The following is a 25561-nucleotide window of genomic DNA, read 5'->3' on the forward strand; positions in this document are numbered from 1 at the left end:
TGGCAACCTGCATGCGGTGCGGCCGATGAGCGCGCGCCTGGCTGGACAATTCTTGCGCACGGGGTGGCGCACCCTGGCGGCCAACCCGTGGCAAAGCCTGGTCGCGGTGGGTGGCCTCGCGCTCGGCCTCGCCGTGTTCGCACTGCTGAGCGGCTTCGTGCGCCACGCCTGGAGCGTCAACGCCCACTTGCCCGATGGCTTGTACATCGTCAAGCAGCGTGACAATACCGCGCCGCAGGCCCCGTGGTTCGACCAGGCGCCGATGGCGCTGGCGCGCACCGCGGCGGCGCTGCCCGGCGTGGCGGGCGCCGCGGTGCTGGTGCCGCTGCGTCCCGAGATGAAAGGGCTGGCCGCGCGCGCTGGCGGCCGGCTGGTGCCCCTGCAGGGCCTGACCGTCCTGCCGGGCTTTGCCGGCATGATGGGCTTGCGCGCCGTGAATGGCGACGTGGAAGCGGCGCTGGCGCGGCCGGACGGCATCGTGCTGACCCGCGCCGCCGCCCTGCGCCTGTTCGACACGGCCGATGCCGTCGGCCGCATGCTCCGCGCGGAAGGGCAGGTGCTGCGGGTGGCGGCCGTGCTGGAACCCCAGGAAGGCCCGACCACGCTGCCGTTCGATGCGCTGACCGGTGTCGCCAGCGCCATCGTCGAGCCGGCGATCCGCGAAGAGATGCTGACGGGGCGGCAGGGCTGGCCCGGCAAGGTGCTGCTGCGGCTGCGCCCCGGCACATCGCCGGAGTCGGTCGCCGCCGCGTTGCAGGCCGCCGTGGACCACCTGCCCGGCATGCAGCGGCACGCGCCGGACGTGCTGGCCCGGCTGGCCGGCCGCAAGCCGCTGGAACTGGCGCTGGCCTCCCTGCGCGACGCGTATTTCGACCATGAACTGGGCAGCAACTTCCTGTGGAGCGCCGGCAAGCGTGCCAACCCGGCGCTGGTGGCCGGCCTGGGCGCGGTGGCCCTGCTGATCCTGGCGCTGGCCGGTGCCAATTACGTCAACCTCGCCGCCGTGCGGGTACTGCGCCGGCAGCGCGAACTGGCCGTGCGCAAGGTGCTCGGTGCACGGGCCCGCGACATCGCGGCGCAATGCGCGGCCGAAGCCGTGACGGTGACGCTGGCCGCCACCGTGCTGGGCCTGCTGCTGGCGTGGCTGGCGCAGCCCGCCTTCGCGGCGCTGGCCGGGCGCGAACTGCCCGGCATGCTGTCCGCGGGCCACGTGGCGGCCATGCTGGCGACCGGCATCGTGCTCGGTTGCGCGGCCGCCGTCTATCCCGCCTGGCTGGCCGTGCGCGTGCGGCCCGACCGCGTTTTGTCGGGCAAGCCGGATACCGAATCGTCCGGCGCGGCGCGCACGCGGCGCGTGCTCACCGTGCTGCAACTGGCGGTGGCGATGGGCGTGGCCGGCGTGGCGCTGGCGATCGCGTGGCAGACGCGCTTTGCGGCGCAGGCGGCGCCCGGTTTCGATCCGGGTCCGCTGACGCTGGTCGACGTGCCGGAGCAGGTGCGCTTTTCGGAGAAGGCGCGCGGCCTGATGGCGGCGCTGGCGGCGCAGCCCGGCATCGATGGGGTGGCCGTGTCGCTCGACGCGGTGGGCCGCAGCGAGGACACCATCGGCCGCACGTTCCAGCGGCCGGGCGGGCAGGGCGCCGCGCTCGACGTGCGCTGGGTCGGCAACAACTTCTTCACGCTGTACGGCATCCGCGCGGCGGCCGGCCGGCTGTTCGATCCGCGCCTGGACCGCGACGACGATCCGGCGCCACTGGTACTCAATGCCGAAGCGGCACGCCTGCTGGGCTTCCGCGAACCGGCCCAGGCGCTGGGCCAGACGGTGTTGTTCCGCGACTGGGACGGCAAGACGGCGCCGCGCCGCGTGATCGGCATCGCGCCGCCCTTGCGCTTCCAGTCATTGCGCGAACAGCCGCGGCCCATCGCCTTCGAACTGTCCACCGCCGGCGCCACGCTGACCGTGCGTTCGTCGCTGCCGCCGGCGGAAGTGGATGCGATGGCGCGCCGCCTGTGGCCCCGCGCCTTCCCGGACGCGCTGCCGCGCATCCACCGCGCCGGCGATATCCTCGCCCTCAACTATGCGGACGACGCGCGCCTGGCGCGGCTGCTGGCCATCGCCGCCGGCGTGGCGCTGGCGCTGGCCGCCGCCGGGTGCTATACGCTGTCGGCCCACACGGTGCAGCGCCGGGCCAAGGAAATCGTGCTGCGCAAGCTGCATGGCGCCACCGGCGGCGCGGTCGGCCTGCTGGTGCTGCGCGAAACGGGCACGCTGGCCCTGCTGGGCGCCTTCGCCGGGTTGCCGGTGGCGGCGCTGGTCATCGAGCGCTACCTGGCCGGTTATGTCGAGCGGGCGCCGGCCGGGCAGTGGGCCTTGCCGTGCGCGCTGGCGGCCACCGCGCTGGTGGCGCTGGCCGCCGCGGCGCGGCATGCGTGGCTGGCGATGCGGGTGGCGCCCGCGCAGGCGCTAAGGGGATAGTCGAGCGCTGCAGCCGCCCGATTTATCCGCCAGGAAGCGATTACCTAGCGCAACGGCAGGCCAGTATTGCTGTCGATGCGCGTCGGTCCAAGATGGACGGAAATTGCGGTTGGCCCGACGTCCTTGCCTATTTCCAGCTGCGCCATCCGGCCCAGGACTGCGGCCAGGTCCTGGCTCGTCGCGCCGCCGTCGAATTGCATTTCAAGATCCACAGTGACACCCCCGGCGCTGTCACTTGTCACGGATACCATGTTGACGGCCCGGGGCAGCGTGACCAGCGTGCGTTCGAGCGGACTTGTCAGCGTTTCCTCGACGCGTCCAGCAGGACTGCCGCTCACCACATACTGGACCAGGACCACGAGTGCCGGCGGCTGCCCGGCGACAGCCATCTCCATGGTCGCCAGCATTGCCATGGCCAGGGGTATGTTTCGTGTTGACTGCAAGAGGATCTCCTTTTTGTTCCGCGGACCGGTGTGCTTCCGGGCGATTGTTGCCGCCCAGTGTACGACAGCATGTGCCCCTTTGCGGACCTTTCACATTGGCGCTGTTCGCGTTGAGTAGCTTTGCCGTTGAGCACGAAACTTCTTCGCATGCCGAGCGCGACAGAAGAGCTGATCAGCTAGTCTGACGCCACGGCAATGTGCAACCATTGCCGCGGTGCCGTCAGCTCGGCGGCATCTAGGACACGTAGCCAGCCGGTGTAATTGGCCAGGTAGCGGCTGGCAACGCCATTGAATCGCCGCAGCCATGTCTTGAAGCAGCTGTGCCATCCGTTGACACCCTGGATATGCAGTGCGCCGCGGGCCCGGATGCCGGCACGCACATTGATCGCTTCGTGCGTGATGCCGACCTGCTTCGCAAATGCCTGGTATGCCTTGGCAGCGTCGGTCACGAGCAGCACATCGGGCGCCAGCACAGGCTTCAGGTGCTTTATCAGCTGGCTGGCGCTGACCGGACCGCGGCCGGTGACGAAGTCACACGTTTGCCGGTTGCGATCGCGGGCAACAAGGATGCAGTCCAGCTCGCCGCTGATGCCGCGCCGGCGGGCCTTGCCGCCGCGCTTTCGGGGTGGGCGGTCCAGGTGTCGCGAGCCCTTCCGTGATTCCAATATATAAGTTTCATCGGCCTCGACGATGCCGGACAACTGAGGACGGGGCGCGCGGAGCACAGCGGCGATGAAACGGTGACGCCATCGAAAGCTGGTCGACTTGGCCACCGCCACGCGCTTGGCCGCCGGACGCACCGGGATCGACTCGATCAGGCATTGCAGGTAGTGCAGCCACTTGTCGCGCAGGCGCAGACGGGCAAGCGGTGTGCCGGTCAAGGCGTTGAAGCTGCGCCGGCAGGGCACGCAGCGATAGCGCTGCAAGCCACTGGCCTGTCCGCAACGGTGAGACCGCTGGCATCCGCAATGCGGACACGGTGGCTTTCCCGCGGCTTCCTCGATCAGGCGAAGACACTGCCCTGGTTGCTCGACGTTGGCCAGAAAGCCCCGCAGCAAAGCGACCTGATCTTCTGAAAGCTGTTGCTGGATTAACGCTTCGATCAATACCTGAACATCCGCTGCACCCATGTTGCCTCCTGATATATATGAAGTAGCTCAACAGGAGGTAAGATCATCATTCCGGCAGGATGTTCCCATAATTACCGCTCACAGCGCCTTCACATTGGCGCTGTTCGCGTTGAGTAGCTTTGCCGTTGAGCACGAAACTTCTTCGCATGCCGAGCGCGGCAGAAGAGCTGATCAGCTAGTCTGACGCCACGGCAATGTGCAACCATTGCCGCGGTGCCGTCAGCTCGGCGGCATCTAGGACACGTAGCCAGCCGGTGTAATTGGCCAGGTAGCGGCTGGCAACGCCATTGAATCGCCGCAGCCATGTCTTGAAGCAGCTGTGCCATCCGTTGACACCCTGGATATGCAGTGCGCCGCGGGCCCGGATGCCGGCACGCACATTGATCGCTTCGTGCGTGATGCCGACCTGCTTCGCAAATGCCTGGTATGCCTTGGCAGCGTCGGTCACGAGCAGCACATCGGGCGCCAGCACAGGCTTCAGGTGCTTTATCAGCTGGCTGGCGCTGACCGGACCGCGGCCGGTGACGAAGTCACACGTTTGCCGGTTGCGATCGCGGGCAACAAGGATGCAGTCCAGCTCGCCGCTGATGCCGCGCCGGCGGGCCTTGCCGCCGCGCTTTCGGGGTGGGCGGTCCAGGTGTCGCGAGCCCTTCCGTGATTCCAATATATAAGTTTCATCGGCCTCGACGATGCCGGACAACTGAGGACGGGGCGCGCGGAGCACAGCGGCGATGAAACGGTGACGCCATCGAAAGCTGGTCGACTTGGCCACCGCCACGCGCTTGGCCGCCGGACGCACCGGGATCGACTCGATCAGGCATTGCAGGTAGTGCAGCCACTTGTCGCGCAGGCGCAGACGGGCAAGCGGTGTGCCGGTCAAGGCGTTGAAGCTGCGCCGGCAGGGCACGCAGCGATAGCGCTGCAAGCCACTGGCCTGTCCGCAACGGTGAGACCGCTGGCATCCGCAATGCGGACACGGTGGCTTTCCCGCGGCTTCCTCGATCAGGCGAAGACACTGCCCTGGTTGCTCGACGTTGGCCAGAAAGCCCCGCAGCAAAGCGACCTGATCTTCTGAAAGCTGTTGCTGGATTAACGCTTCGATCAATACCTGAACATCCGCTGCACCCATGTTGCCTCCTGATATATATGAAGTAGCTCAACAGGAGGTAAGATCATCATTCCGGCAGGAAGTTCCCATAGTTACCGCTCACAGCGCCTTCACATTCGCCGGCAAGTTCACGGACGTGCAGTCGGCGAGGTCAGACGATTGCCCGCGATGTTTTTCTCGAAATCATGGCCGCGCCGGCGGGTACAATCCCGGCTGTCTTCGAACAAGGAAACCACATAGCCGTGCAAGCACTCAGAAACTATTACCGGGAATTGGAGGCGCTCCTGCCGCCAGAGGGACCGGGCTTCAGCGCCGCGGTCCTCCGCGACGGGGAAACGGTATTCGAACGCCATCACGGCCTGGCTTCGCTGGAGCTGAAAGTGCCATTGTCGCGCGACTCGGCGTATTACCTGGCATCGGAATCGAAGCAATTCACGGCTGCGTGCGTCATGTCCCTGGTGCGTGCAGGCACGATCGGCCTCGATGACGACGTTGGTGCGCACTTGCCCGAGCTAAGGAATTTCGAGCAGGCTTTTCCGCTGCGAAGCCTGTTGAATCACAGCAGCGGAATTCCCGATTATTTCCAGTTCCTGCAGTGCCAGCTGGGGCGGCACGAAGCCGACTACTTCAACAACGCCACCATCCTCAAACTGATTTCCTGCATGGAGACAGTGGAATGTCCCGCGCAGACCGAATACCGCTACAGCAACAGCAACTATATCTTGCTGGCTGCCCTGGTCGAGCGCCTGAGCGGCAAGTCCCTCAAGGACTACGCGACACATGCACTGTTCAAGCCGCTCGGCATTCAGGCGCTGAATTACGATGACGACCGTTTTGATGTCATTGAGCATCGCGTGTTCAGCTATGAACAGGACCCGGCGCGCCTGTCGCGATACAGGCAGTACCTGGGGAATGCGAACACTGTTGGCGATGGCGGCCTGTATGGCAGCACCGCCGCGCTGCTGCGATGGGAACGGGAATGGCACCGCCAGTGGGCCGATAATGCAAGTCTCCTGCATGCAATGCTGCAGCCGTCTCCGTTCCTGGATGGCACCGTGCCTGGTTACCGGTTTGGGCTGGAAATGACGCAAAGGTCTGGTCAGGACGTCGTGTATCACGGCGGGAGCCTTTGGGGTTTCCGCACCTTGATCGTCAGATTCCCCGAGACCCGTACTTCGGTCATCCATCTGGCCAATTGCCAGCATGCCGGGCCGGACATGAGCCGTATTATCTCCGCCGCCCTGGGCCGGGAGTAGATTCATCAGCCTCATTCACTGACTATCGCCGTCCTGCACGGGTGTCGACAGAGAAAACCGGACCGTGCCAGTCGTCGTTGGCAAGCCCGGCCTTATTGTGCTGGTCCGGCCAGAGCTTATCCAGTAGCTTTGCCCAAAAGCGCAGGGCAGCTCCATTCTGTTCGAGAACCCGAATTTCCCAGCGAGCGGGAGTCTGGTCCATGATGGCCTGCGCGGCCAGCCCGCCTATCCCCCGCCCTCGATATTTTCTGACGATAAAGAACTCGACGATGGCACGTGTGTTTCCCTGTACATATACCTCATCATTGGTCAGCGCAAAGCCTGCCCACTTGCCGTCGACAGCAACGACATATGCCGCCCAGTCCGGCTTGATCCAGAAGCAGTCGAGATCGTGGTAACCATATCGGCCATGCTCATCCAGCTCGGTCCCGTCGATCTCGGAGAAGTCGTGCTGATAGAGCTCCATTAAATTCCCGACGATCAGGCGTTCTTCCAGGCGTGCAGGTCGGGTTTCGATCATCGGGGATATATCAGGAGAGTAATGGAAAGAAGCATGTGATGTCCGGCGCAGCGTCCGGGCCTTCGTCATCTTCGTCGACCGCGCCGTGATGGCGGCGACAGGAGGCGTGGCTCAGCACTTCGCCAGCGCCCGCTCCCTAATTTCCGCCGGTGCCCGATCCATCAGCGCCAGGGAGTAAAAGCGATCTCCGCCACTTCCCGGCAGCGGGTCGGCCCCCCGCTTCCACCCGAACGACTCATACAGATGAATCGCGGCATCCATGCCGCCGCAAGTTTCCAGTTGCAGCTCGGAGAAGTCCCGTCTGGCTGCCTCGGCGATGGCCTCGGAGAGCAGGGCGCGCCCGACGCCGCGCCCCTGCATGCTCGCATCGACATGGAAGCCGAACAGCTTGGCGCAAGCGGCGCCGCGGCGCTGGATCACCAGGCAGCCCGCGACCTTGCCGGCAATTTCCGCCACCAGTTCGATGTCGTTCGGCGAGCCGGGCTGGCCGATGACGCCGATGGCGGCGTCCAGCGTCTCGAAATCCGCCACGAGGCCGAATGACGCCAGGGATTTGCGCACGACAGCTCTGGCATCGAAGTTATCGGTGGGACGTGCCTTGCGGATGTACATGACGAGACTGGGGTTTGCTCAAACGACAGTTCTATGCGGAAATGCCGTCGCTCGTCGACCCTCCACCGACCGGGAAGGTCCGCGTCATTCACCCTGCCCGTCAGAGCTTCCCCGTTGAACCTGGTCCCGTTACGCCTTCTCCCGCTGCCCCAGCAATTCGGCGGCGGCATGCACCAGCGTGGCCGGCCCCACGGGTTTCGGCAGATGGTCGGTATAGCCGGCCCGCAGCGCCCGTTCCCGCTCGCGGCTGCCGGCCATCGCGGTCAGCGCCAGGGCCGGCAGCGCGCGGCAATTCGGCAGCGCGCGCACCTTGCGCAGCAGTTCGAAGCCATCCATGCCGGGCATGCTGATGTCGCTGATCAGCAGGGCGGGGCGCACGCTGGCCACCAGGTTCAGCGCGCCGATGCCGCTGCCGGCCGTGTAGACGCGCGCGTTGGCGGCCACCAGGGCACGCTTCAGCACATCCAGCGAATCGGGCTGGTCGTCCACGGCGACGATCACCGCGCCGCCCAGGTCCACCGCCTGCGCCGGCGCCGCATCGTTCCCGGCCGTGCGTGGTGCCGCGAAGGTGGACAGCGGCAGCGAGACCGTGAATGCCGCGCCGCGGCCGGTGCCGGCGCTGTCGGCGCGGATCGTGCCGCCCTGCAGTTCCACCAGCTGGCGCGCGATCGACAGGCCCAGCCCGATGCCGCCATGCAGCCGCGTGGTCGACGCGTCGGCCTGGCGGAAGCGGTCGAACACGTGGGGCAGGAACACCGGATCGATGCCGGCGCCCGTATCGGCCACGCGGATCATGGCGTGGCCGGGCTGCTCGGCGGCGCCGGCCAGCGTGACGGTGATGCGGCCGCCCGGCTCGGTGAACTTGACGGCGTTCGACAGCAGGTTGCCCATCACCTGCTGCATGCGCGCCGCGTCGGCCAGTACGGGGCCGGCCTGGCGGTCGATGTCGGTGGTCACCACGATGCGGCGCGCCAGCGCCATCGGCCGGATCGCATCCACCGAGGCGGCCACGAATTCGGCCGGCCAGATGGGCGCCGGTTCCATCTGCACCTTGCCGGACACGATGCCGCTCATGTCGAGCAGGTCGTCGATCATCTGCACCTGGGCGCGGGCGTTGCGTTCGATGGCCGCCAGGCCGCGCTGCAGCGTGGCTTCGTCCTTGCCGCCCTGCTGGAGCAGCTGGGCCCAGCCCAGCACCGCGTTCAGCGGCGTGCGCAGTTCGTGCGACAGCGTGGCGAGGAATTCATCCTTCAGGTGCGACAGCCGCTCCACCTGCAGGCGCGCCTCGTGTTCATCCAGGAATTGCGAGCGGCGTTCCTCGGCGGTGGCCAGCGATGCCGCGAGCACGTGGGTGCGCGCCTCCAGGCGGGCATCGTAGACGGCGACGATCAGCGCGATGGTGAGGATGCCGGCCGTGCCGATGGCGACCAGCACCGCCAGGTTCACGCCATCGACGCCTTCGCTGGCGGCCAGGCACACGCTGCCGGCCGGGAAACTGGCGGCCGCCATGCCCGTGTAGTGCATGCCGGCGATGGCCAGCCCCATCACGATGGCGGCGGCGGCCTGGATCAGGCTGGCCCGCGGCGTGCGCTGGCGCAGCCGGTAGGCGATCCACAGGGAGCCGGCGGCGGCGCCGATGGCCAGCGCCACGGACGCCACGAACGCCAGCGGATCCCAGACGATACCGGGCGCCATGCGCATGGCGGCCATGCCGGTGTAGTGCATGCCGTTGATGCCCAGGCCCATCAGCAGCGCGGCCAGGCCGAGGCGGCGCGCCGAGACGACGCGGTGGCGCAGCTGCCACAGCGCCAGCCCGGTCACCACGACCGGGAGCAACAGCGACAGGCCGGTGATGCCCAGGTCGTAGCCGAGCGGGATCGGCAGCCGGAAGGCCAGCATGCCGATGAAATGCATGGCCCAGATGCCGGTGCCGAGCGCCAGCGCGCCGCCGGCCGTCCATCCGGCCGCGACGATGCCTTGCGAACTGCGCACGCGGTCGGCCAGGCTCAACCCCGTGTAAGCCGCGAAGATCGCCACCGTGATGGAGACGGCGACGAGGATGGGATGGTAGTAACCGCTGAGCATGATTCCGTTGTGCCGATGGGCTGTCGTCACTATACCGGAGTCGGCGAAACAATGAGGACACGAAACGCATTACCGGGTGGCACGCCAGCCACGGTCGCGGCGGGGCTTCCTGCCGCGCCGCGCCGCGTCGGAAAATCAGGCAGGGGAAGGCAGTGCCTTCGCATCGGCGCAGTATGCCCGGCCGCGGTACGCGAACCAGTCGAAATCGGCGTGCAGGCGCGCGCCGGACATGTCCTGGCAAGCCATGCCGACGAAGGCGCCGGTGAAGTTCGGCTGCCCGGGGGCGTTGGCTTCGTCGGACAGGATGCTGGCATCGAACTGCTGCGGCAGCCATTGCCAGGCGGCGTCCGGCCCGTCGTCCGCCGCGCGCCAGCCGAACAGCAGCCGTTCCTCATCCACCTCCACGCGCAGCTCCACCGGCCCGCTTGCCGGCAGCGGCACGGGCAAGGTAAAGGCATCGGTCTGCACATGGTTGGGCAGGCTGCTCATCACGCGCAGGTGCCGGCCGACCGTGTCGTCGTGGGTGATGTACAGGTAGTGGAACTTGGCGGCGTTGTAGTAGCACACCAGGCCGGCCTGCTGCTGGTAATGCTCCGGCGCGAAGTCGACGACTGTCGCCGCGCTGAAGCAGTGCGACTGCTGGCGCCGCGCCACCAGCGCCTGGCGGAACGTGCTGCCCAGGCTCTCGCGGCCATGCAGGCGCAGGTGGCCCGGCCGGGCCTCCAGGGAAAACAGCTCGTCGGGCCACGGCGAACGCAGCCACTGGAAATCGATTGGCAGGACGGCGCCATCGAAGTCTTCGCGCACCGGCGCCGGCGCGAAACGGTGCTCCGGCAGCGCCGGCGCGGGCGCTTGCAGTGCCGGCATCGCGCTGCCGTCGGCCGTGCGCAGCCAGCCATCGTCGCCCCACGCCATCGGCTGGATGGCGGTCTCGCGGCCCAGCGTGCACGTGCCGCGGTTGCGCAACGGGCGGCCGCACAGGTAGACCATGTAGGTCTGGCCGTCCGGGGTCTCGACCAGGTCCGCGTGGCCGGCACGCTGCAGCGCAGCATCGGGCCGCTGGCGCGAGGTGAGGATGGTCACGTCCGGATGCAGTTCATACGGCCCCAGCAGGTCGCGCGAGCGCGCCATCGTCACCCCGTGGTGCCAGCCGGTGCCACCCTCGGCGGTGAGCAGGTAGTAGTAACCGTCGCGCTGGTACAGGTGCGGTGCCTCGGTCAGGCCATGGGCGGTGCCCGGGAAGATATTGGTGCGGCGGCCGACCAGGCGGCCTTCGGCCACCGAATATTCCTGCGCCACGATGCCGTTGAAGCGGTTGCCGCCCGGGCGGTGGTCCCACAACTGGTTCAGCAGGTACTTGCGGCCGTCCGCGTCGTGGAACAGGGAAGGGTCGAAGCCGCTGCTGTTCAGGTACACGGGATCGGACCACGGGCCGTCGATGGCCGGGCTGGTGACCAGGTAGTTGTGGAAGTCGCGCAGCGAGGCGCTGCCCGTGGCGCCGCCGGTGGAGGTGCGGCCGTAGCGCTTGACGTCCGTGTAGATCAGCCAGAACAGGCCATCGGCGTACGTCAGGCACGGCGCCCACACGCCGCAGGAATCGGGCGCCCCCAGCATGTTCAGCTGGCTGGCGCGCGTCAGCGGGCGGCTCAGCAGGCGCCAGTTGACCAGGTCGCGCGAATGGTGGATCTGCACGCCCGGATACCATTCGAAGGTGGAGGTGGCGATATAGTAATCGTCGCCCACCCGCACGATCGACGGGTCGGGGTTGAAGCCGGGGAGTATCGGGTTCTGGATCATGCTTTGAGGGGATTCATGGGTTGCGGCGCGGGTTCGCGCACGAGGATCCATAGCAGGGCGGCGGCGACCAGGTCGAGCACGGCCAGGCTGACGAAGAACGGCGTATAGCCGACGCTGGCCATCAGGCCGCCGATCAGCAGGGAAAAGATCAGCAGGCCCAGGTTGCCGAAGGTGCCGCACATGCCGGCCACGGTGGCCACCTCGTTGCGCTTGAACAGGTCCGACGACATCGTGATGACGGTGACGGACAGGGTCTGGTGCGCGAAGCCGGCAAGGCTCAGCAGGGCGATCGCGGCATACGGGCTTTCCACGTAGCCCACGAAGGCCACGCCCATCATCATGCAGGCGCCCACCGTGAAGGCGCCGCGGCGCGCATTGATCAGGCGTACGCCGCGCTTTTGCAGCCACAGCACGACAATCGGCCCGAACATGCAGCCCAGGTCCGCGGCCAGGAACGGCAGCCAGGCGAACATGGCGATCTGCGCCAGGTCGAAGCCGCGCACCGTGGTCAGGTACAGCGGCACCCAGAACGCCAGCGTGCCCCAGGCCGGATCGGCCAGGAAGCGGGGCAGCGCGATGCCCCAGAAATTGCGCCGCTTGAGGATGCTGCCGACCGACGGCCGCTTGCCGTCGCCCTGCAAGTGCTGTTCCTGGCCGGCGGCGATGTGTTCCGCCTCGGCGGCCGACATGCGGCGATGGCGCGCCGGCGCGTCGTACAGCAGCAGCCAGGCCGCCACCCACACGAGGCCCAGCGCACCGGTGATCACGAACGCGGATTGCCAGTTGTAGTGCAGGATCGCCCATACCACCAGCGGCGGCGCCAGCATCGAGCCGAACGAGGCGCCGATGTTGTAGATGCCGCCCGCGAGGCCGCGCTCCTTCGCCGGGAACCATTCGGACACGGCCTTCATGCCGGCCGGGTTGGCCGATCCTTCGGCCAGGCCCAGCAGGCCGCGCAGGAAGGCCAGCGCCTGCCAGTTGGTGGCCATGCCGTGCGCCATGCAGATCAGCGACCAGGCGGTGGCGAACATCGCATAGCCGTATTTCAGGCCGATCACGTCCAGCACATAGCCGCACAGCGGCTGCAGCATGATGGCACCCTGGAACGCCGCCGTGATGTACGAATACTCCTGGGTGGTGATGTTCAGCTCGGTAAGCAGCGTGGGCGCGGCCACGGCCAGCGTGCTGCGCGTCAGGTAGTTGATGATGGCGCCGAGCATGACCAGTCCGATCATCCACCAGCGCAGTCCCCTAATTTTTTTAGTGTGCATGTTTGCGCAATCATGTCGAAGGAATGCCACAATAACATGGCTCGGCGTCATTTTGGGCGCCCATCTGGTTGCGCTATCGATGATGCATGGCACCATTTTCCATGAGTCCTGCTACCATGCGCGCGGCCTGGTGCAACGGGATGAACCGGCCGGGAAAGGAGAAAGGACGAGCGGCATGTGCGTGAATTATGTGACGGTGAAGCGGGACAGCCTGGCGCGCTTCGCCGCGCTGGACGAGAAAAATGCGCAGATAGTGCCGTTCGACCCGCGCGGCGAATGGGAGCACGAAGTGTGGCAGGACTACGCGGCGCCGATCATCGTCGCCGCGCCGGAGGGGCGCCGCTGCCTGGTCGCCAGTTACGGCATGGTGCCGCAGCACCGCCTGGCGCCGGGCAGCCGCGCCTATTCGACGATGAATGCCCGCAGCGAAACCGTGGCCGAACTGGCCAGCTACCGCGACGCGTGGGCGCGCAGCCGCTTTTGCCTGGTGCCGATGGAACGCTGGTTCGAGCCGAACTACGAAAGCGGCCGCCACCAGCGCTGGTCGATCGGCCGCGCCGACGGCGCGCCGCTGGCGGTCGCCGGCCTGTGGCGCGCCTGGGAGGAACCGGACGGGCGGCGCGTCTGCTCGTTCACGCAGCTGACCGTCAACGCCGACGCGCACCCGCTGCTGTCGCGCTTCCACCGGCCGGGCGATGAAAAGCGCGCCCTGGTGCCGCTGGAGCCCGCGCTGTGGGATACCTGGCTGCGCTGCCGCGATCCCGAGGCCGCGCGCCGCATGCTGGTGCTGCCGGAGGATGACTTGCTGGCGGCCGGGCCGGAGCCGGCGGCCGGCACCACTGATCCGCAGCCGGAATTGTTCTGAGTGTTTCGAAGCTTTGCCGGGACTTCGGCTCGTTACTCCAACGGCGGGAAGCTGGGGCCGGCCCCGGTCTGCTTGAATAAGCCAAACCCAAGTGCAGAATCAGGGGTCAGACCCGGCGGGTCTGACCCCTGCATTTCGCCCTTGGGGTAGCTGCCGGCGCTATTGGCATGCCAACTGCACCTCACGCCACCGTCCGCTCCCGCAACTCTCCGGCGAAGATCGCCAGGCACTCGTTGGCCGGCAGCGGCTCGCCGTACAGGTAGCCCTGGATCTCGTCGCAGCCGTTGGCGCGCAGCGATGCCAGCTGGGCGGCGTCCTCGACACCCTCGGCGATCACCCGCAGGCCCAGGCTGTGCGCCAGCGCGATCACGGCGCGCGTGATGGCCAGGTCTTCGCTGTCGGCGGGCAGGTCGCGCACGAAGGCGCGGTCGATCTTCAGCGCGTCGAGCGGGAAGCGCTTCAGGTACGACAGGCTGGAATAGCCGGTGCCGAAATCGTCGATCGACAGGCCGATGCCGGCCGCCTTCAGCCGCCGCAGCACGCCTTCCGAGGCGGCCGGGTCGCTCATCAGCATGGATTCGGTCAGCTCGAACTCGAGGGCGGAAGGGGAAATGCCGGCGTTCCGCGCGGCCGCCAGGATCACGTCCACCAGGTCGTCCTGCTGGAACTGGCGGGCCGACAGGTTGACCGCCACCGGCACCGCCGGCATGCCGGCATCGCGCCAGGCACGCACCTGCGCGCAGACCGACTGGATCACCCAGGTGCCGACCGGCAGGATCAGCCCGGTGTCTTCCAGCACCGGCACGAATTCGGCGGGCTGCACCGGGCCGGCCGCGTCGTTCCAGCGCAGCAGCGCCTCGAAGCCCGTGAGCCGGCCCGACGCGACATCCTGCTTGGGCTGGTAGGCAAGCTTGAATTCGCTGGCGTCGAGCGCGCTCCGCAGGCCCGTTTCCAGCGCCAGGCGCCGCGCCACGCGGGCATTCATCTCGCTGCGGAAGCGGCAGCCGCGCGCGCGGCCGTGCTGCTTGGCGGCGTACATCGCGGTATCGGCATTGCGCACCAGCTCGTCGGCGGCGCGGCCGTCGCGCGGCGCGCAGGCCACGCCGATGCTGGCGCCGATGAATACCTGCTGGCCATCCAGCGTAAACGGGCGGTGCAGGCTGTCCACCAGCGCTTCGGCACACGCGTCGGCGGCGTCGTCCGGGAAGCCGGGCGGGCAGATGACGGCGAATTCGTCGCCGCCCAGGCGCGCCACGAACGCGCGCGGCGGCAGCGCCGCCTGCAGCCGGTGCGACGCTTCCACCAGCAGCGCGTCGCCGGCGGCGTGGCCCAGCGTGTCGTTGACGTTCTTGAAGTGGTCCAGGTCGATCACCAGCAGCTGCACCGCGCCGGCTTCGGCGATGGTCGCTGCCAGCCGCTCGCCGAAGGCGGCGCGGTTGGGCAGCGATGTCAGCGGGTCGTGCGTGGCCAGGTAGTGCAGCCGCACGCTGCTGTCGTGGCGTTCCACGGCGTTGGCGAACGTGCCGGCGAGGTTGTCGAGGAAATAGCGGTCATGGTCGGTGAAGCCTTCCTCGGCGGGGCCCTGCACGGCCAGCACGCCGCGCGCATCGCCCCAGCGCAGCGCCACCTCGGCGCGGTTGCCGGCGTTGCCATCGGCACGGTCGCCGCCAAGACCCGTGCCGTTACCGCTCGCCGCGCGCGCCGGGTGCAGCGGCGGCCAGACCGCCACGCAGCGCGAGCCCGTGTCGGCATGCTGCACCAGCGTCGCGCATTCGGCCTGCAGGCCCACGGCGGCGGCGCGCACCAGCAGGCGGCACAGCGTGTCGTAGTCCGATTCCACCAGCGCGCAGCGGGCGAACGCGGCGGCCTGCTCATGCTTGCAGGCGTGGGCCAGCGCCAGCTGTTCGCTGCGCCGGCGATCGGTGATGTCGATCTCGATGCAGATGTACTTCTCGACGTTGCGCGCGGCGTCGAAGATCGGCACCACCGTGCGCCGGTGCCAGCGCGGCCGCCGGGCGCGGTCCAGCAGGCGCACTTCGCAGGTTAGGGTGGACGCGCCATGGCGGCCCTGGCGGCGCGGTTCCAGCAGTTCGCCGATATGGTCGATCGGCATCATCAGCAATTCGTCGCGGCGGTAGCCGGAAGCGGTCACGTAGCGGTCGTTGGCGGCCACGATGCGGCCGGACGGATCGAGCTCGCAGACGCTGCACGCTTCGTCGAGCGCGCTCTTGTGCTGGATCAGCGAGTCGATCAGCGTATCGATGCGCTGGTCGAAGCGGCTGCGGATGCTGTGCGTGATGCGGTCCACCGCGCGCATCGCCTGCTCGATTTCCAGCGGCGCGTCGCCGCTGCGGGCGGCCGCTTCGGCGACGCCGGCCGACAGGTCTTCCTCGGAGCGCTGCAGCCGCGTCAGCTGGCGCAGCCAGCGCCGCAGCAGGCGGTGCATGGCGAACAGCGACAGCAGTACGCAGCAGGCCGCCAGCAGGGCGGCGTCGCGGATCATGTGCCATAGCCGTTCGGCGATGGCGGCTTCGTCGAAGGTCAGCCGCATCACGCCGTAGTCGCGCCCACCCACGCTGATCGGCCGGTTGACGTCGTACAGCTGGCCGGCCACCATGGCGACGATGAAGGCGGGCGGCGCGCCTTCTTCGCGCGGCGGGGCGGCGATGCGCAGCGTGTGGCCGCTCACGTCGATGAACGCGGCGGCGCGGAACGGCGAATAGTGCAGCGTCTTGGCCAGGGTGCGCTGGACGGTGTCGTAGTCGCCGATGACGACACCGTCCTCGACGGCCTGCGACGCCACCTCGGCCAGCATGCCGGCGGTGTCCTGCACGTCTTCGATCTCGCGCACGAACTGCAGCCGGTAGTAGGTGCCCAGCCCCAGCACGATGAAGCACAGCAGCGTGGCGCTGTACAGCGCGAGCATGCGGCCCCACAGTGTGCGTGGGGTCAGGTGGCGCAGGGGAGCCATCGTCAGCGCAGGCCGGCCGGCAGGCGGCCATGGTAATCGCGGTAGCTGTCGTAGTCCGCGTCGGTGGCCGGTACGAAGGCGATCGGCGCCGTCCTGACCAGCGCGGCGGCATCGGCCAGCACGCGGCGCCCGCGCGGATCGTCCGCCATGCCGGTGAAGGCGCGCGCCACCGCGTCCGCCGTGGCGGCCGGCACGCGGGGCGACACCATCAGCGCCAGGTCATTGAACGGTGCCGATTGCCACAGCACGCGCAGCGCTTTGCCGGACCGGGCGACGAACGACTCGGCCAGCTGCGAATTGGCGCCCACGGCGCGCGCCTTGCCGCTGACCAGCTGGGCAAATGCGCCATCCATATTGCCACCGAAGACCACGTTGACGGGGATATCGCGCCGTACCAGCTCGGCGTAGCTGAACTGGTAGGACACTGCCGCCTCGGGGCCCGGGAACGCAATGTCGGCACCGGCCAGTTCCCTCAGGTCGCGCACCGGCGATGTGGCCAGCGTGACGATCTGCGAGCGCACCGGCGTGCCGGTGCGGCGGGCCAGCACGCGCCAGCCCATGCTCGCGCGCTCCGATGCGAACAGATGGTTGGTGAAGGCGAAGTCGACTTCCTGGGCCAGTACGAAGCTGGTGGTATCGGCCGAGGTACGCCCGAGCTTCAGGCGCAGCGTCACGCCGCTGGTCCGCGAGATGTATTCCATGATCGGGTTCCAGTAGCCGGCCGTGATCTGCACATTGTGCTGGTTCACGGGCGAGAACTGGTAGACCGCCTCGCTTCCGGCGGCGGTGGCTTGGGCGGCATGCGCAATGCTTGCGGCAGCTGCGCAGGCGGCAAACAGGCCGGCGGTTCGGATCAGGGTCATCCAGGCTCCATGGAGGGGGCGTCGACGGACGCCAGCAGAACCGCCCAGTGGCCGGTCGGCCGGCGGCGGACGGCATTTTAGCGCAAAAAGATAGCGTCTGAGCAATGACCAACAATTAATAAGTTAAAAACCCGGCAATCTTTCCGGCTTTGCAGCGAGCACGCTGTTGGTTTTTTTGAATGTGTAAACCTTTTATATCGTTACTGCATTACCCCTGTTTTTTCGTCATCGGCCTGTTGATTTGCGTTGCTTCGCCTGCATATCGAACGGGTAGCGATTGACAAGGAGAAAATGATGGAACCCCTACTCAACAATAGTGGCGCCGATCACGACATCGGTCCATACAACCCCGGCCGCCTGCTCGACACCTTGGCCGAGCGGCTCAACGCCAAGAACGACGCGGCACTGTCGCGCGCGCTGGAAGTGGCGCCGCCGGTGCTCAGCAAGATCCGCCACGGCCGGCTGCCGGTCGGCGCGACGATCCTGTTGCGCATGCACGAAGCCAGCGGCATTCCGATCCGCAAATTGCGCGACCGGATGGGCGACGGCCGCGGCCGCATGCGCATGAGCCCCAAGGAATTCCGCACGAAGACGGCGCAGCAGCCGGGCGACGAGCATCAGCTGGGCAGCTGAGCCGGCACGCGGCAGGTCCGCACCGGCGGGCTACCTAGCGCCGCGGGTCGTGCGGCAGGGTTGAACGGCAGGGTGTCGAACGGCGTAATCCGGCGGAAGCCATGCCGGAAGAGGGAGCTTGTCCCCGCCGGTCGGGGGCGGCGGCACCGGGCGCATTGCCCGGCGGGTGCGTGCGCGTCTACAATCGGCCGATGAGGAATCGGGCGATCAAAACGGGCGAGCTGCGGCAATTCCATTACTTCCTGACGCTGGCGCAGGAACTGCATTTCGGCCGTGCGGCCGAGCTGTGCTTCATTACCCAGCCGGCGCTGAGCCAGCAGATCGCCCGGCTCGAGGAATCGGTCGGCGTGCGGCTGTTCGAGCGCGGCCAGCGCGCCGTCGCGCTGACGCCGGCGGGCAAAATCTTCCGCGATGGCGTGCAGGGCGTATTCCGGCTGATCGAGGAGAGCACGCGCGGCGCCCGCGCGGCTGGCGGCCTGCATGACATGCGCGTGTCGATCGGCCTGGTCGAATATGCGAGCGTGCCGATGCTGCCCGCCGCGCTGAAGCGGCTGCGCGCCCTGTACCCGGACATCAGGACGGCGCGCCACGAGATGGATGCCGCGGCCCAGGTCGAGGCATTGCAGCGCGGCCGCATCGACCTGGGCATCGCGGTCATCCTCGACGATCCGGCGCAGTGGCTGCCCGCGGATGGCACCGTGAGCGCCGAGCCGCTGCTGCTGGCGGGCTGGAAACTGCTGGTGCGGGACGATCACCCGCTGGCCGCGGCCGGGGGCGGGCAGGTCAGCCTGGAGCGGCTGGCCCGGGAGCGCGTGGTGATGTTCGCCCGGGCCGTCAACCCGTCCGTCTACGACCGCGTGCTGGCCACCTGCCGCGACGCGGGCGCCGCGCCGGACATCGTGTATGAAACCAGCCAGGTGCAGACCGGCGTGCAACTGGCGCGCGAGGGACTGGGCGGCATGCTGGCCACCGCGTTCGCCTTGCCCGAGCCGCTGCCCGGCATGGTGGCGCTGCCAGTGCCGGAACTCGCGCCACTGGCCATGCACGCGTTCTGGCGAAGCGGCGAAACGCAGCCGGCGGTGCTGGACTTCCTGGCGATCACGGTCGAGGAAGCGCGCCGGTGCGCGGTGGCGGGGCAGCGCTGAAGCGATCGGCGCCGCAGTGATCAGTGTTGAAGTGATCGGCGTTGAACCGATCCGCGCCAGCGAAGGTCAGCGCCGCCGTGCGCTGGCCGCCTCCAGCAGCAGCGCGGCACCGAACGCCAGCGCGGAGGCGACGAAGACCACATGGTGCCGGCCGCCGCTGTGTGCGAACAGGAACGAGAACGCATAGCCGGCCAGTGCCTGGAACAGCGCGAACATCGTGGTCGAATGGCCCCAGGCCGCATGCTGGGCGTGGCTGTCGCCCGGCAGCAGTTCATGCAGGCGGCCGATCATCAGCGTGACGACGCCCGGCGTGAACGCGCCCAGCAGGGCGCTGGCCACGGCCAGCGCGGCCGGGTGGTCCATAAAGGCCAGCGCCAGCGCGGCCGCGCCGGACAGTGCCAGGCCGCCCCGCAAGGCCCTGCCGAAACCGATGCGGTCCGCGACCAGCCCATACAGCACGGGGCCGGACAGCGCGCCAGCGCCGTACACGATCCAGTACAGCGCGCCCGCCCCGGTGCCCCGCGCCAGGCCGCGCGCCACGTAATCGACGAGGAACACGGCGGCGCCCAGCAGGCCGACCGCCACCGCGGCATAGGCGGCGTACAGCAGCCGCACGGCCGCCGGCATGGGCACCTTCGCGCCGCCGGTGGCGGCCACCGGCGCATGCGCCGGCCAGGCACGCCACGTCAAGCCGGTCAGCAGGGCCGACAGTGCGGCCAGGCCGAGCCAGGTGGCGGCCAGGCCGTAACGGGAAAACTGCGTCATCAGCAGCGGCACCAGCGTGCCGGATGCCACGATCCCGGCGCCGATGCCCATGAAGATGGCGCCGCTGGCCAGGCCGCGCCGGGCCGGCGCCACCATCGGCAGGATCGTTTGCGCCACCAGCACCATCACCACCGCGCCGGCGAAGCCCGACGCCAGCCGCCACGTGAAATACCACGCCAGCGAGACGGGCCATGCGCACGCCGCGAACGACAGCGCGGCCAGCGCCATCATCCACCGCAGCATGGCGCGGTGGGAAAAGCGTGCGCCGAGGCGCCGGCCGGACAGCGCGCCGGCGAAATAGCCGGCGAAATTCGCCGCGCCCAGGTAGACGACGTCGCTGGCGCCGAACCAGTGCGCCTCGATCAGCGGCGGGATCAGCGGCGTGTAGGCGAAGCGGGCCAGGCCGATCGCCACCAGGCTGGCGGACAGCCCGGCGAAGATGGCGACCGGGGCCGGCAGCGCGTCCGGTACGGCCGGGGTGGTGGCATCGGCGGCATCGGCGGGTTCCGTGGCCGAGGCTGAAGTGGTTGATGTGGTTGACGAAGCTGACGAGGCTGGCGAGGCTGGCGAGGCTGGTGATCGGGTGGTCATGGCGACTCCTTTCGTTGCCACCATCGTAGGAGGCATCCGCCGGGAAGGCCAATCGGATCGGCTGCGGCACCGATAAGCCCGGGCTTATCGGTGCCGCGAGGCCCGCTTCCCGGTACAATCCGGGCGGGGCACATTACGATGACGACATGAGCGAACACACCTTACCTGGCACTTTCCGGCTCGACCGGTCCCGCAGCGCGGCACTGCAGGTGTATGAACACCTGCGCGAACTGATCGTAACCCTGGCGCTGCCGCCCGGCGCCGTGCTGTCCCGCAACGAGCTGGCCGGGTATTTCGACGTGTCGGTCACCCCCGTGCGCGATGCGCTGGCGCGGCTGGACGACGAAAAGCTGGTCGAGGTCTTTCCCCAGCACGCCACGCGGGTGCGCGCGGTCGACCTGTCGTCGGCCCGCGAAGCGCATTTCCTGCGGCTGTCGGTGGAGCTGGAACTGGTGCATGGCCTGGCCCGGCGGCGCGATCCGCAACTGGCGGCCCGGCTGCTCGAACTGGTCGACCGGCAGCGCGCCTGCCTGGAGCGGGGCGACCTGGCCAGCTTCACGGCGGTGGACATGGAATTCCACCGCACGCTGTACGACGCCGCGCTGCTGACCGGCTTGTGGGAACGGCTGCGCGACGGCAGCGGTAACCTGGACCGGCTGCGCCGGCTGCACCTGCCGCTGAACAACAAGGCCCAGTCGATCCTCGAACAGCACGCCGAGATCGCCCGCGCCATCGGCGACGGCGATGCCGCGCGCGCCCAGTCGTGGGTGCGCAAGCACCTGTCCGGCACGCTGTCGGAACTGGACGCGCTGCGCGAGCGGTATCCGGACTTCGTGCTGCCGGTGCACTGACGTCAGCCGCGCCGATACCTGCGCAGCGTGTCCACCAGTTCCCCCTCGTCGATCGGCTTGGCGATGAACGCATCCATGCCCGCCGCGCCGCAGGCATCGCGTTCTTCCTGCGTGACGCCGGCGGTCATCGCCACCACCGGCACCGCCAGCCGCAGCCTGTCGCGGATCTCGCGCGTGGCGGCCAGCCCGTCCAGTACGGGCATCTGCACGTCCATCAGCACGATGTCGAAGCCGGCCGGGTCCTGTTCCAGCCGGGCCAGCGCCGCGGCGCCATCGCCGGCCACGGTGACGGCCGCGCCGGCGTAGTCGAGCAGGGCCACGGCCACTGTCTGGTTGATGGGATTGTCCTCGGCCAGCAGCACGCGCATGCCGGCCAGCGGCGCGACGCCATCGTCCGCCACCGGCAGCGGCGCCGGTTCGGGCCGCGAGCGCGCCTCCAGTAGCGCGGCATGCAGCGCCGCGCGGGTGGCCGGCGCATGCACGACCGCGACGGGGAAGGGCACCGCCGTATCGCCGGCCGGCACGTCGAAGCCGGCCAGGATGCGGATCAGCGCGAAGCCGGGCGGCAGCTGCGCACGCCGCGCGGCCAGCGCGGCGATCACCTGGGCGCCATCGATGCCGGGGCCGACGATGGCCAGGTCCCAGGGCAATGCGCCCGGCACCGCCAGCAGCAGGCCCACGCGCGCCGGATCGTGGGCGATGTGCAGGTGCCAGCCCCAGCGTGCCGTGGCATTGGCCAGCGCCGACACCGTCCGCGTTTCCGGCTCGCACAGCAGCACGGACAGCGCCTGGTGCTCGGGCGCCACGGCGTAGCGGTCCGGCGCGGCGGCTTCGTGGCCTGGCACCATCAGCGGCACTGTCAGCGTGAACGTCCTGCCGCCGCCGGGCATGCTGGCCACCTCCAGCGTGCCGCCCATCAGGCTGGCCAGGCTGCGCGCGATCGTCAGGCCGAGGCCGGTGCCGCCGAAACGCCGCGTGGTCGACGCATCGGCCTGGGCAAACGCGGAAAACAGCCGCTTCTGCTGCTCCGGGTCGATGCCGATGCCGGTGTCGGCGACGTCCACCCTCAGCGCCGGCGCGCCCTCCAGCGCGGCGCGTACGAAGCGGCATTCGACGGCGCCGTGGGTGGTGAATTTCAGGGCGTTGCCGATCAGGTTCGTCAGGATCTGCTCCAGCCGCAGCGCATCGGCCACGATCGTGGGCGGCAGGGCCGGCGCCACGTCGACCAGCACGCGCAGCCGGCCGCCGCCGTTGACGGCCATCAGGCGGGCGCACGCCAGGGCCACGTCGTCCAGGGCCACCGCTTCCGGGTGCAGGTCGACCTTGCCGGCCTCGATCTTGGAAAAGTCGAGGATATCGTTCAGCACCGCCAGCAGCGTTTCGCCGGAGCTGCGGATCATCCGCAGCAGGTCGCGCTGTTCCTTGTCCAGCGCGCCGCGTTCCAGCAGGGCGGCGATGCCCAGCACGCCATTCATCGGCGTGCGCAGTTCATGGCTCATGTTGGCCACGAAGGCGCTCTTGGCCCGGCTGGCGCTCTGCGCGATCGCCACCGCCTGCCGCAATTGTTCCTCGGCCTCGCGCGCGGCCGTCACGTCGCGCACGATGCAGGCGAACCCGGTCGGCACGCCGTCGCGCCGCACGGCCGTCAGTTGCAGTTCCCCCGTGAAGCGGGTGCCGTCCTTGCGCACCAGTTCCGTGACGGCGGTGGCGCTGTCGCCGGCCGCCGCCTCGGCCAGCAGCGCGCGGCCCCGTTCCGGGTCGGCCCACAGGTCGAGTGCGCGGCCGATCGCCTCGCCGTCCGCGTGGCCGAACAGGTTGGCGGCGCCGTCGTTCCACGCCTCCACGCGGCCGGCGGCATCGAGGAAGATGATGGCGTGGCTGCGCACGCTGGCCGTGAACAGGCGGAAGCGTTCCTCGCTCTGGCGCACCGCGCGCTGCTGCAGTTGCAGCTCGCGGGTGATCTGCTGGGCGATCTGCAGCGCCCGCGCGCGCGTCGAGGCAAGGCCGCGCACGATACTGAACAGCAGGAAGCTGATCAGCGCGCCCAGGCCCAGCGTCAGCAGCGGGCCCTGCCGGTCGATGCCGGATTCGAAGCGGGTACTGGCGGTGAACTCCAGCTGCCAGCGGTGCCCGGCCTCGTCGATCGCCAGCGTGCGCATGGCCGCCAGCGGTTTCACGTAGCGCGATGCCTGCGCGCTGGCGTCGCCACCGTTGCCGGTGTCGTTGCCAGGACTGGCGCTGCGATAGATTTCCCGTCCCCGCGATGCCGCATGCAGGTCGGTGATGCGCAGCGCGAAGGCATCGTGCCTGCCGAGCAGGCTGTCGACCATGTCGCGTACCCGGAACGGGCTATAGATGAAGCCGCGCAGCGCCGCCTCGCGGTCCGCGGCCGATCCGGTCGGCGCGCCGCGGTGGTACAGCGGCATGAACATCAGGAAGCCATGCCGTTCGTCCTTGCCGATGTCATGCACCAGCCCGATGGTGCCCGTGCTGCCGATCCCGGCGCTCGCGACGGCCCCCTCCAGCGCGTGCTGGCGGTTGATCTCGGACATCATGTCGTAGCCGATGGGGCGCTCGTTAGGCACGTTGGGCGGCGCCAGGTACGTGACGGCGGCCACCGGCCAGCGCACCGGTTCCGGCCAGATGCGGTAGGCCGCGCGGCGCGAGCGCTGTCGCTCCAGGTGCGCGGCGGCCTCGCCGGGGAGCGCAGCCACGCGGCGAATCCCAGGCCCAGCGTGCCGGGAAATGCCCGTTCCACGTCGAAATTGGCCACATAGGCATTCCACTCCGCTTCGGTAACGTCGTCCGACCCTTCGAAGAAGGCCTTGCCGGCCATCAGCATGCGGCGGTAGTTGGCCATCCGGTAGTCCATCTGCTGCCATGTGAGGTCGATGATCGCGTCGAAGCGCTCGCGGGTGCGGAACTCGGCCTGCCGGCCGACCGCATTCCAGGCGGCGGCCGTGATGCCCAGGCACAGCGCAAGGGTGCCGACCGGCCAGCGCCCCGGCCGCGTATCCGTCGCGGGGCGGTGGTGGCCGGCGGCGGTATTGGTGACGAGCATGGTCGCCATGCCCAGCAATGCCAGGTAGATGTCCAGGCCGAGCAGCGAATGGAACTGGTCGCGGGTGGCGAATGGCCCGGCGCCACCCAGCGTGGCCGCGATCGCCCCGGCTGCGGCGATCGCGGCGGCGGCGGAACCGCCGGGTGCGCCGAACAGGTAGGCCGCACCGATCGCCGGCGCCAGCAGCAGCCACGGCGCCAGCGCCTGCCATGGCGGCGGCGCCAGCCGGTACAGGACCAGGGTGGCCAGCGCCATCGTTCCCAGCAGCAGGGCCAGCCAGCACGCCGCACGGGGCGGCCGCAGCGTGCGCAAGGCGTGGCGCAAGGTCCAGGCCGACAGCAGCGGCGTCACCAGCAGGATCGCCATGACATTGCCCAGCCACCACAGCGTGACGACCGGGAACACCCCGCTCCAGGCGATCCGCCCGAGAAGGGCGTGCACGCAACCGCCGGGCGCCGCGCCGATCATCGCCGCCACCGCCGCGACCAGCGCGTAGCCGTAGATCACCAGGGGGCTGTTGCGCCGCAGGGCACGCGAGCCGCGCCGGATCAGCCAGGCACCCGCGGCCGCGGCCAGCGTATTGCCGGCGGCGATGCCGAGCGCCGCGGCGACATGCAGCGCGCCGGACCCCGGGCCATCGGCCAGCAGGTACAGGTTGACGAGGAAGGCGCCGGCCGCCACGCCGGGCAGGATGGGCCACCCGAAGCGCAGTACGGCGGCCAGTGCGATGCCGGTGGGCAGCCACACAGGGCTGTTGTTCCCCGTGGGGACGGAGACGAGGATGCAAACGGCTGCCCCAGCCAGGTACGCGAGCGTGCACAGCACGATCCTGCCGGCGTGGGCCATGAGCGGTCCGGAACGCTTCTCCATGCGGTGTCTGTCTCCTCCCGGTGTTGCCTGCATGATGCCTGAGTTGGTTCAACGCTGCATTTCATGGTTGTGCGGCATATCCATGAGCTGCCTTGATCGTTATATTCGTTGTAACTCGGCAACATCACGGGTTCGTTCGAGCATCCGGAGCCGTACCACCGCTATAATTACCCAGTTGCAATTCCGCGCCCATGCCACGCGCGCCTTGCCGTCCTGGCCCAATTCCCCGCCGGATCACCGATCGTCGC

The 25561-nt window shown here is 68.8% G+C and carries 19 protein-coding genes; 6 read left to right on the forward strand and 13 right to left on the reverse strand.

The window, feature by feature from the left end:
* Positions 1 to 25: 25 nt before the first annotated feature.
* Complete coding sequence (locus OU994_RS15160) at positions 26 to 2476, forward strand: ABC transporter permease (protein ID WP_281611443.1); 2451 nt, start codon at positions 26 to 28, stop codon at positions 2474 to 2476.
* 44 nt (positions 2477 to 2520) lie between these two features.
* Here OU994_RS15160 and OU994_RS15165 read toward each other — a convergent pair whose 3' ends face one another.
* The 3 genes from OU994_RS15165 to OU994_RS15175 form a co-directional block, all read right to left on the reverse strand.
* Positions 2521 to 2883 (reverse strand): hypothetical protein, encoded by a 363-nt coding sequence (locus OU994_RS15165; protein ID WP_281611444.1) that lies wholly within the window; start codon positions 2881 to 2883, stop codon positions 2521 to 2523.
* Between the two features lie 212 nt (positions 2884 to 3095).
* On the reverse strand, positions 3096 to 4049 hold the full coding sequence (locus OU994_RS15170) for an IS1595 family transposase (protein WP_281611445.1): 954 nt from the start codon (positions 4047 to 4049) through the stop codon (positions 3096 to 3098).
* A gap of 175 nt (positions 4050 to 4224) precedes the next feature.
* Positions 4225 to 5178, reverse strand: coding sequence for an IS1595 family transposase (locus OU994_RS15175; protein WP_281611445.1), 954 nt, complete (start codon positions 5176 to 5178; stop codon positions 4225 to 4227).
* Between the two features lie 221 nt (positions 5179 to 5399).
* On the opposite strand from OU994_RS15175, the gene OU994_RS15180 reads away from it, so the two are divergent.
* The gene (locus OU994_RS15180; protein ID WP_281611446.1) at positions 5400 to 6413 is read left to right on the forward strand and encodes a serine hydrolase; all 1014 of its coding nucleotides are present in this window, start codon (positions 5400 to 5402) and stop codon (positions 6411 to 6413) included.
* Positions 6414 to 6435: 22 nt separating this feature from the next.
* Here the strand turns inward: OU994_RS15180 and OU994_RS15185 are convergent, their stop codons facing one another.
* The 5 genes from OU994_RS15185 to OU994_RS15205 form a co-directional block, all read right to left on the reverse strand.
* Positions 6436 to 6933, reverse strand: a complete 498-nt coding sequence (locus tag OU994_RS15185) for a GNAT family N-acetyltransferase (protein ID WP_281611447.1) — start codon at positions 6931 to 6933, stop codon at positions 6436 to 6438.
* A gap of 111 nt (positions 6934 to 7044) precedes the next feature.
* On the reverse strand, positions 7045 to 7545 hold the full coding sequence (locus tag OU994_RS15190; RefSeq protein WP_281611448.1) for a GNAT family N-acetyltransferase: 501 nt from the start codon (positions 7543 to 7545) through the stop codon (positions 7045 to 7047).
* 129 nt (positions 7546 to 7674) lie between these two features.
* Positions 7675 to 9630 carry an MHYT domain-containing protein gene (locus tag OU994_RS15195; protein ID WP_281611449.1) on the reverse strand — a complete coding sequence of 652 codons (1956 nt, stop codon included), beginning with the start codon at positions 9628 to 9630 and terminating at the stop codon, positions 7675 to 7677.
* A gap of 135 nt (positions 9631 to 9765) precedes the next feature.
* A complete protein-coding gene (locus OU994_RS15200; RefSeq protein ID WP_281611450.1) occupies positions 9766 to 11427 on the reverse strand; it encodes a glycoside hydrolase family 43 protein in 1662 nt (553 codons plus the stop codon).
* On the reverse strand, positions 11424 to 12698 hold the full coding sequence (locus tag OU994_RS15205) for an MFS transporter (protein WP_131146162.1): 1275 nt from the start codon (positions 12696 to 12698) through the stop codon (positions 11424 to 11426). Before OU994_RS15205 ends, OU994_RS15200 begins: the two co-directional genes overlap by 4 nt.
* Before the next feature lie 175 nt (positions 12699 to 12873).
* On the opposite strand from OU994_RS15205, the gene OU994_RS15210 reads away from it, so the two are divergent.
* A complete protein-coding gene (locus tag OU994_RS15210; protein WP_281611451.1) occupies positions 12874 to 13563 on the forward strand; it encodes an SOS response-associated peptidase in 690 nt (229 codons plus the stop codon).
* A 181-nt stretch (positions 13564 to 13744) separates the two neighbouring features.
* Here the strand turns inward: OU994_RS15210 and OU994_RS15215 are convergent, their stop codons facing one another.
* Both OU994_RS15215 and OU994_RS15220 read right to left on the reverse strand, forming a co-directional pair.
* Positions 13745 to 16534: a bifunctional diguanylate cyclase/phosphodiesterase gene (locus OU994_RS15215; RefSeq protein ID WP_281611452.1), complete on the reverse strand. Its 2790-nt coding sequence runs from the start codon at positions 16532 to 16534 to the stop codon at positions 13745 to 13747.
* A 2-nt stretch (positions 16535 to 16536) separates the two neighbouring features.
* Positions 16537 to 17397: a phosphate/phosphite/phosphonate ABC transporter substrate-binding protein gene (locus OU994_RS15220; protein ID WP_281611453.1), complete on the reverse strand. Its 861-nt coding sequence runs from the start codon at positions 17395 to 17397 to the stop codon at positions 16537 to 16539.
* Positions 17398 to 17688: 291 nt separating this feature from the next.
* Here OU994_RS15220 and OU994_RS15225 point away from each other — a divergent pair, with 291 nt between their 5' ends.
* On the forward strand, positions 17689 to 18030 hold the full coding sequence (locus OU994_RS15225; RefSeq protein WP_281611454.1) for a hypothetical protein: 342 nt from the start codon (positions 17689 to 17691) through the stop codon (positions 18028 to 18030).
* Between the two features lie 191 nt (positions 18031 to 18221).
* Positions 18222 to 19175: a LysR family transcriptional regulator gene (locus tag OU994_RS15230; protein WP_281611455.1), complete on the forward strand. Its 954-nt coding sequence runs from the start codon at positions 18222 to 18224 to the stop codon at positions 19173 to 19175.
* Between the two features lie 66 nt (positions 19176 to 19241).
* Here OU994_RS15230 and OU994_RS15235 read toward each other — a convergent pair whose 3' ends face one another.
* Positions 19242 to 20531: a YbfB/YjiJ family MFS transporter gene (locus OU994_RS15235; RefSeq protein ID WP_281611456.1), complete on the reverse strand. Its 1290-nt coding sequence runs from the start codon at positions 20529 to 20531 to the stop codon at positions 19242 to 19244.
* Between the two features lie 146 nt (positions 20532 to 20677).
* On the opposite strand from OU994_RS15235, the gene OU994_RS15240 reads away from it, so the two are divergent.
* A complete protein-coding gene (locus tag OU994_RS15240) occupies positions 20678 to 21382 on the forward strand; it encodes a GntR family transcriptional regulator (protein WP_281611457.1) in 705 nt (234 codons plus the stop codon).
* 2 nt (positions 21383 to 21384) lie between these two features.
* Here the strand turns inward: OU994_RS15240 and OU994_RS15245 are convergent, their stop codons facing one another.
* Positions 21385 to 24027 carry an ATP-binding protein gene (locus OU994_RS15245; RefSeq protein ID WP_373922620.1) on the reverse strand — a complete coding sequence of 881 codons (2643 nt, stop codon included), beginning with the start codon at positions 24025 to 24027 and terminating at the stop codon, positions 21385 to 21387.
* Positions 23934 to 25313: an MASE1 domain-containing protein gene (locus OU994_RS31750; RefSeq protein ID WP_373922598.1), complete on the reverse strand. Its 1380-nt coding sequence runs from the start codon at positions 25311 to 25313 to the stop codon at positions 23934 to 23936. Before OU994_RS31750 ends, OU994_RS15245 begins: the two co-directional genes overlap by 94 nt.
* Positions 25314 to 25561: the final 248 nt, after the last annotated feature.

Origin of the sequence: Pseudoduganella sp. SL102, from assembly GCF_027856995.1 — a bacterium.
GTDB lineage: Bacteria > Pseudomonadota > Gammaproteobacteria > Burkholderiales > Burkholderiaceae_D > Rugamonas > Rugamonas albidiflava.

Coding starts and splice junctions, on each gene's coding strand:
- OU994_RS15160 (WP_281611443.1), top strand. CDS start 26: ATGAGCGCGCGCCTGGCTGGACAATTCTTGCGCACGGGGTGGCGCACC.
- OU994_RS15165 (WP_281611444.1), bottom strand. CDS start 2,883: ATGCTGGCGACCATGGAGATGGCTGTCGCCGGGCAGCCGCCGGCACTC.
- OU994_RS15170 (WP_281611445.1), bottom strand. CDS start 4,049: ATGGGTGCAGCGGATGTTCAGGTATTGATCGAAGCGTTAATCCAGCAA.
- OU994_RS15175 (WP_281611445.1), bottom strand. CDS start 5,178: ATGGGTGCAGCGGATGTTCAGGTATTGATCGAAGCGTTAATCCAGCAA.
- OU994_RS15185 (WP_281611447.1), bottom strand. CDS start 6,933: ATGATCGAAACCCGACCTGCACGCCTGGAAGAACGCCTGATCGTCGGG.
- OU994_RS15190 (WP_281611448.1), bottom strand. CDS start 7,545: ATGTACATCCGCAAGGCACGTCCCACCGATAACTTCGATGCCAGAGCT.
- OU994_RS15195 (WP_281611449.1), bottom strand. CDS start 9,630: ATGCTCAGCGGTTACTACCATCCCATCCTCGTCGCCGTCTCCATCACG.
- OU994_RS15200 (WP_281611450.1), bottom strand. CDS start 11,427: ATGATCCAGAACCCGATACTCCCCGGCTTCAACCCCGACCCGTCGATC.
- OU994_RS15205 (WP_131146162.1), bottom strand. CDS start 12,698: ATGCACACTAAAAAAATTAGGGGACTGCGCTGGTGGATGATCGGACTG.
- OU994_RS15210 (WP_281611451.1), top strand. CDS start 12,874: ATGTGCGTGAATTATGTGACGGTGAAGCGGGACAGCCTGGCGCGCTTC.
- OU994_RS15215 (WP_281611452.1), bottom strand. CDS start 16,534: ATGGCTCCCCTGCGCCACCTGACCCCACGCACACTGTGGGGCCGCATG.
- OU994_RS15220 (WP_281611453.1), bottom strand. CDS start 17,397: ATGACCCTGATCCGAACCGCCGGCCTGTTTGCCGCCTGCGCAGCTGCC.
- OU994_RS15225 (WP_281611454.1), top strand. CDS start 17,689: ATGATGGAACCCCTACTCAACAATAGTGGCGCCGATCACGACATCGGT.
- OU994_RS15230 (WP_281611455.1), top strand. CDS start 18,222: ATGAGGAATCGGGCGATCAAAACGGGCGAGCTGCGGCAATTCCATTAC.
- OU994_RS15235 (WP_281611456.1), bottom strand. CDS start 20,531: ATGACCACCCGATCACCAGCCTCGCCAGCCTCGCCAGCCTCGTCAGCT.
- OU994_RS15240 (WP_281611457.1), top strand. CDS start 20,678: ATGAGCGAACACACCTTACCTGGCACTTTCCGGCTCGACCGGTCCCGC.
- OU994_RS31750 (WP_373922598.1), bottom strand. CDS start 25,313: ATGGAGAAGCGTTCCGGACCGCTCATGGCCCACGCCGGCAGGATCGTG.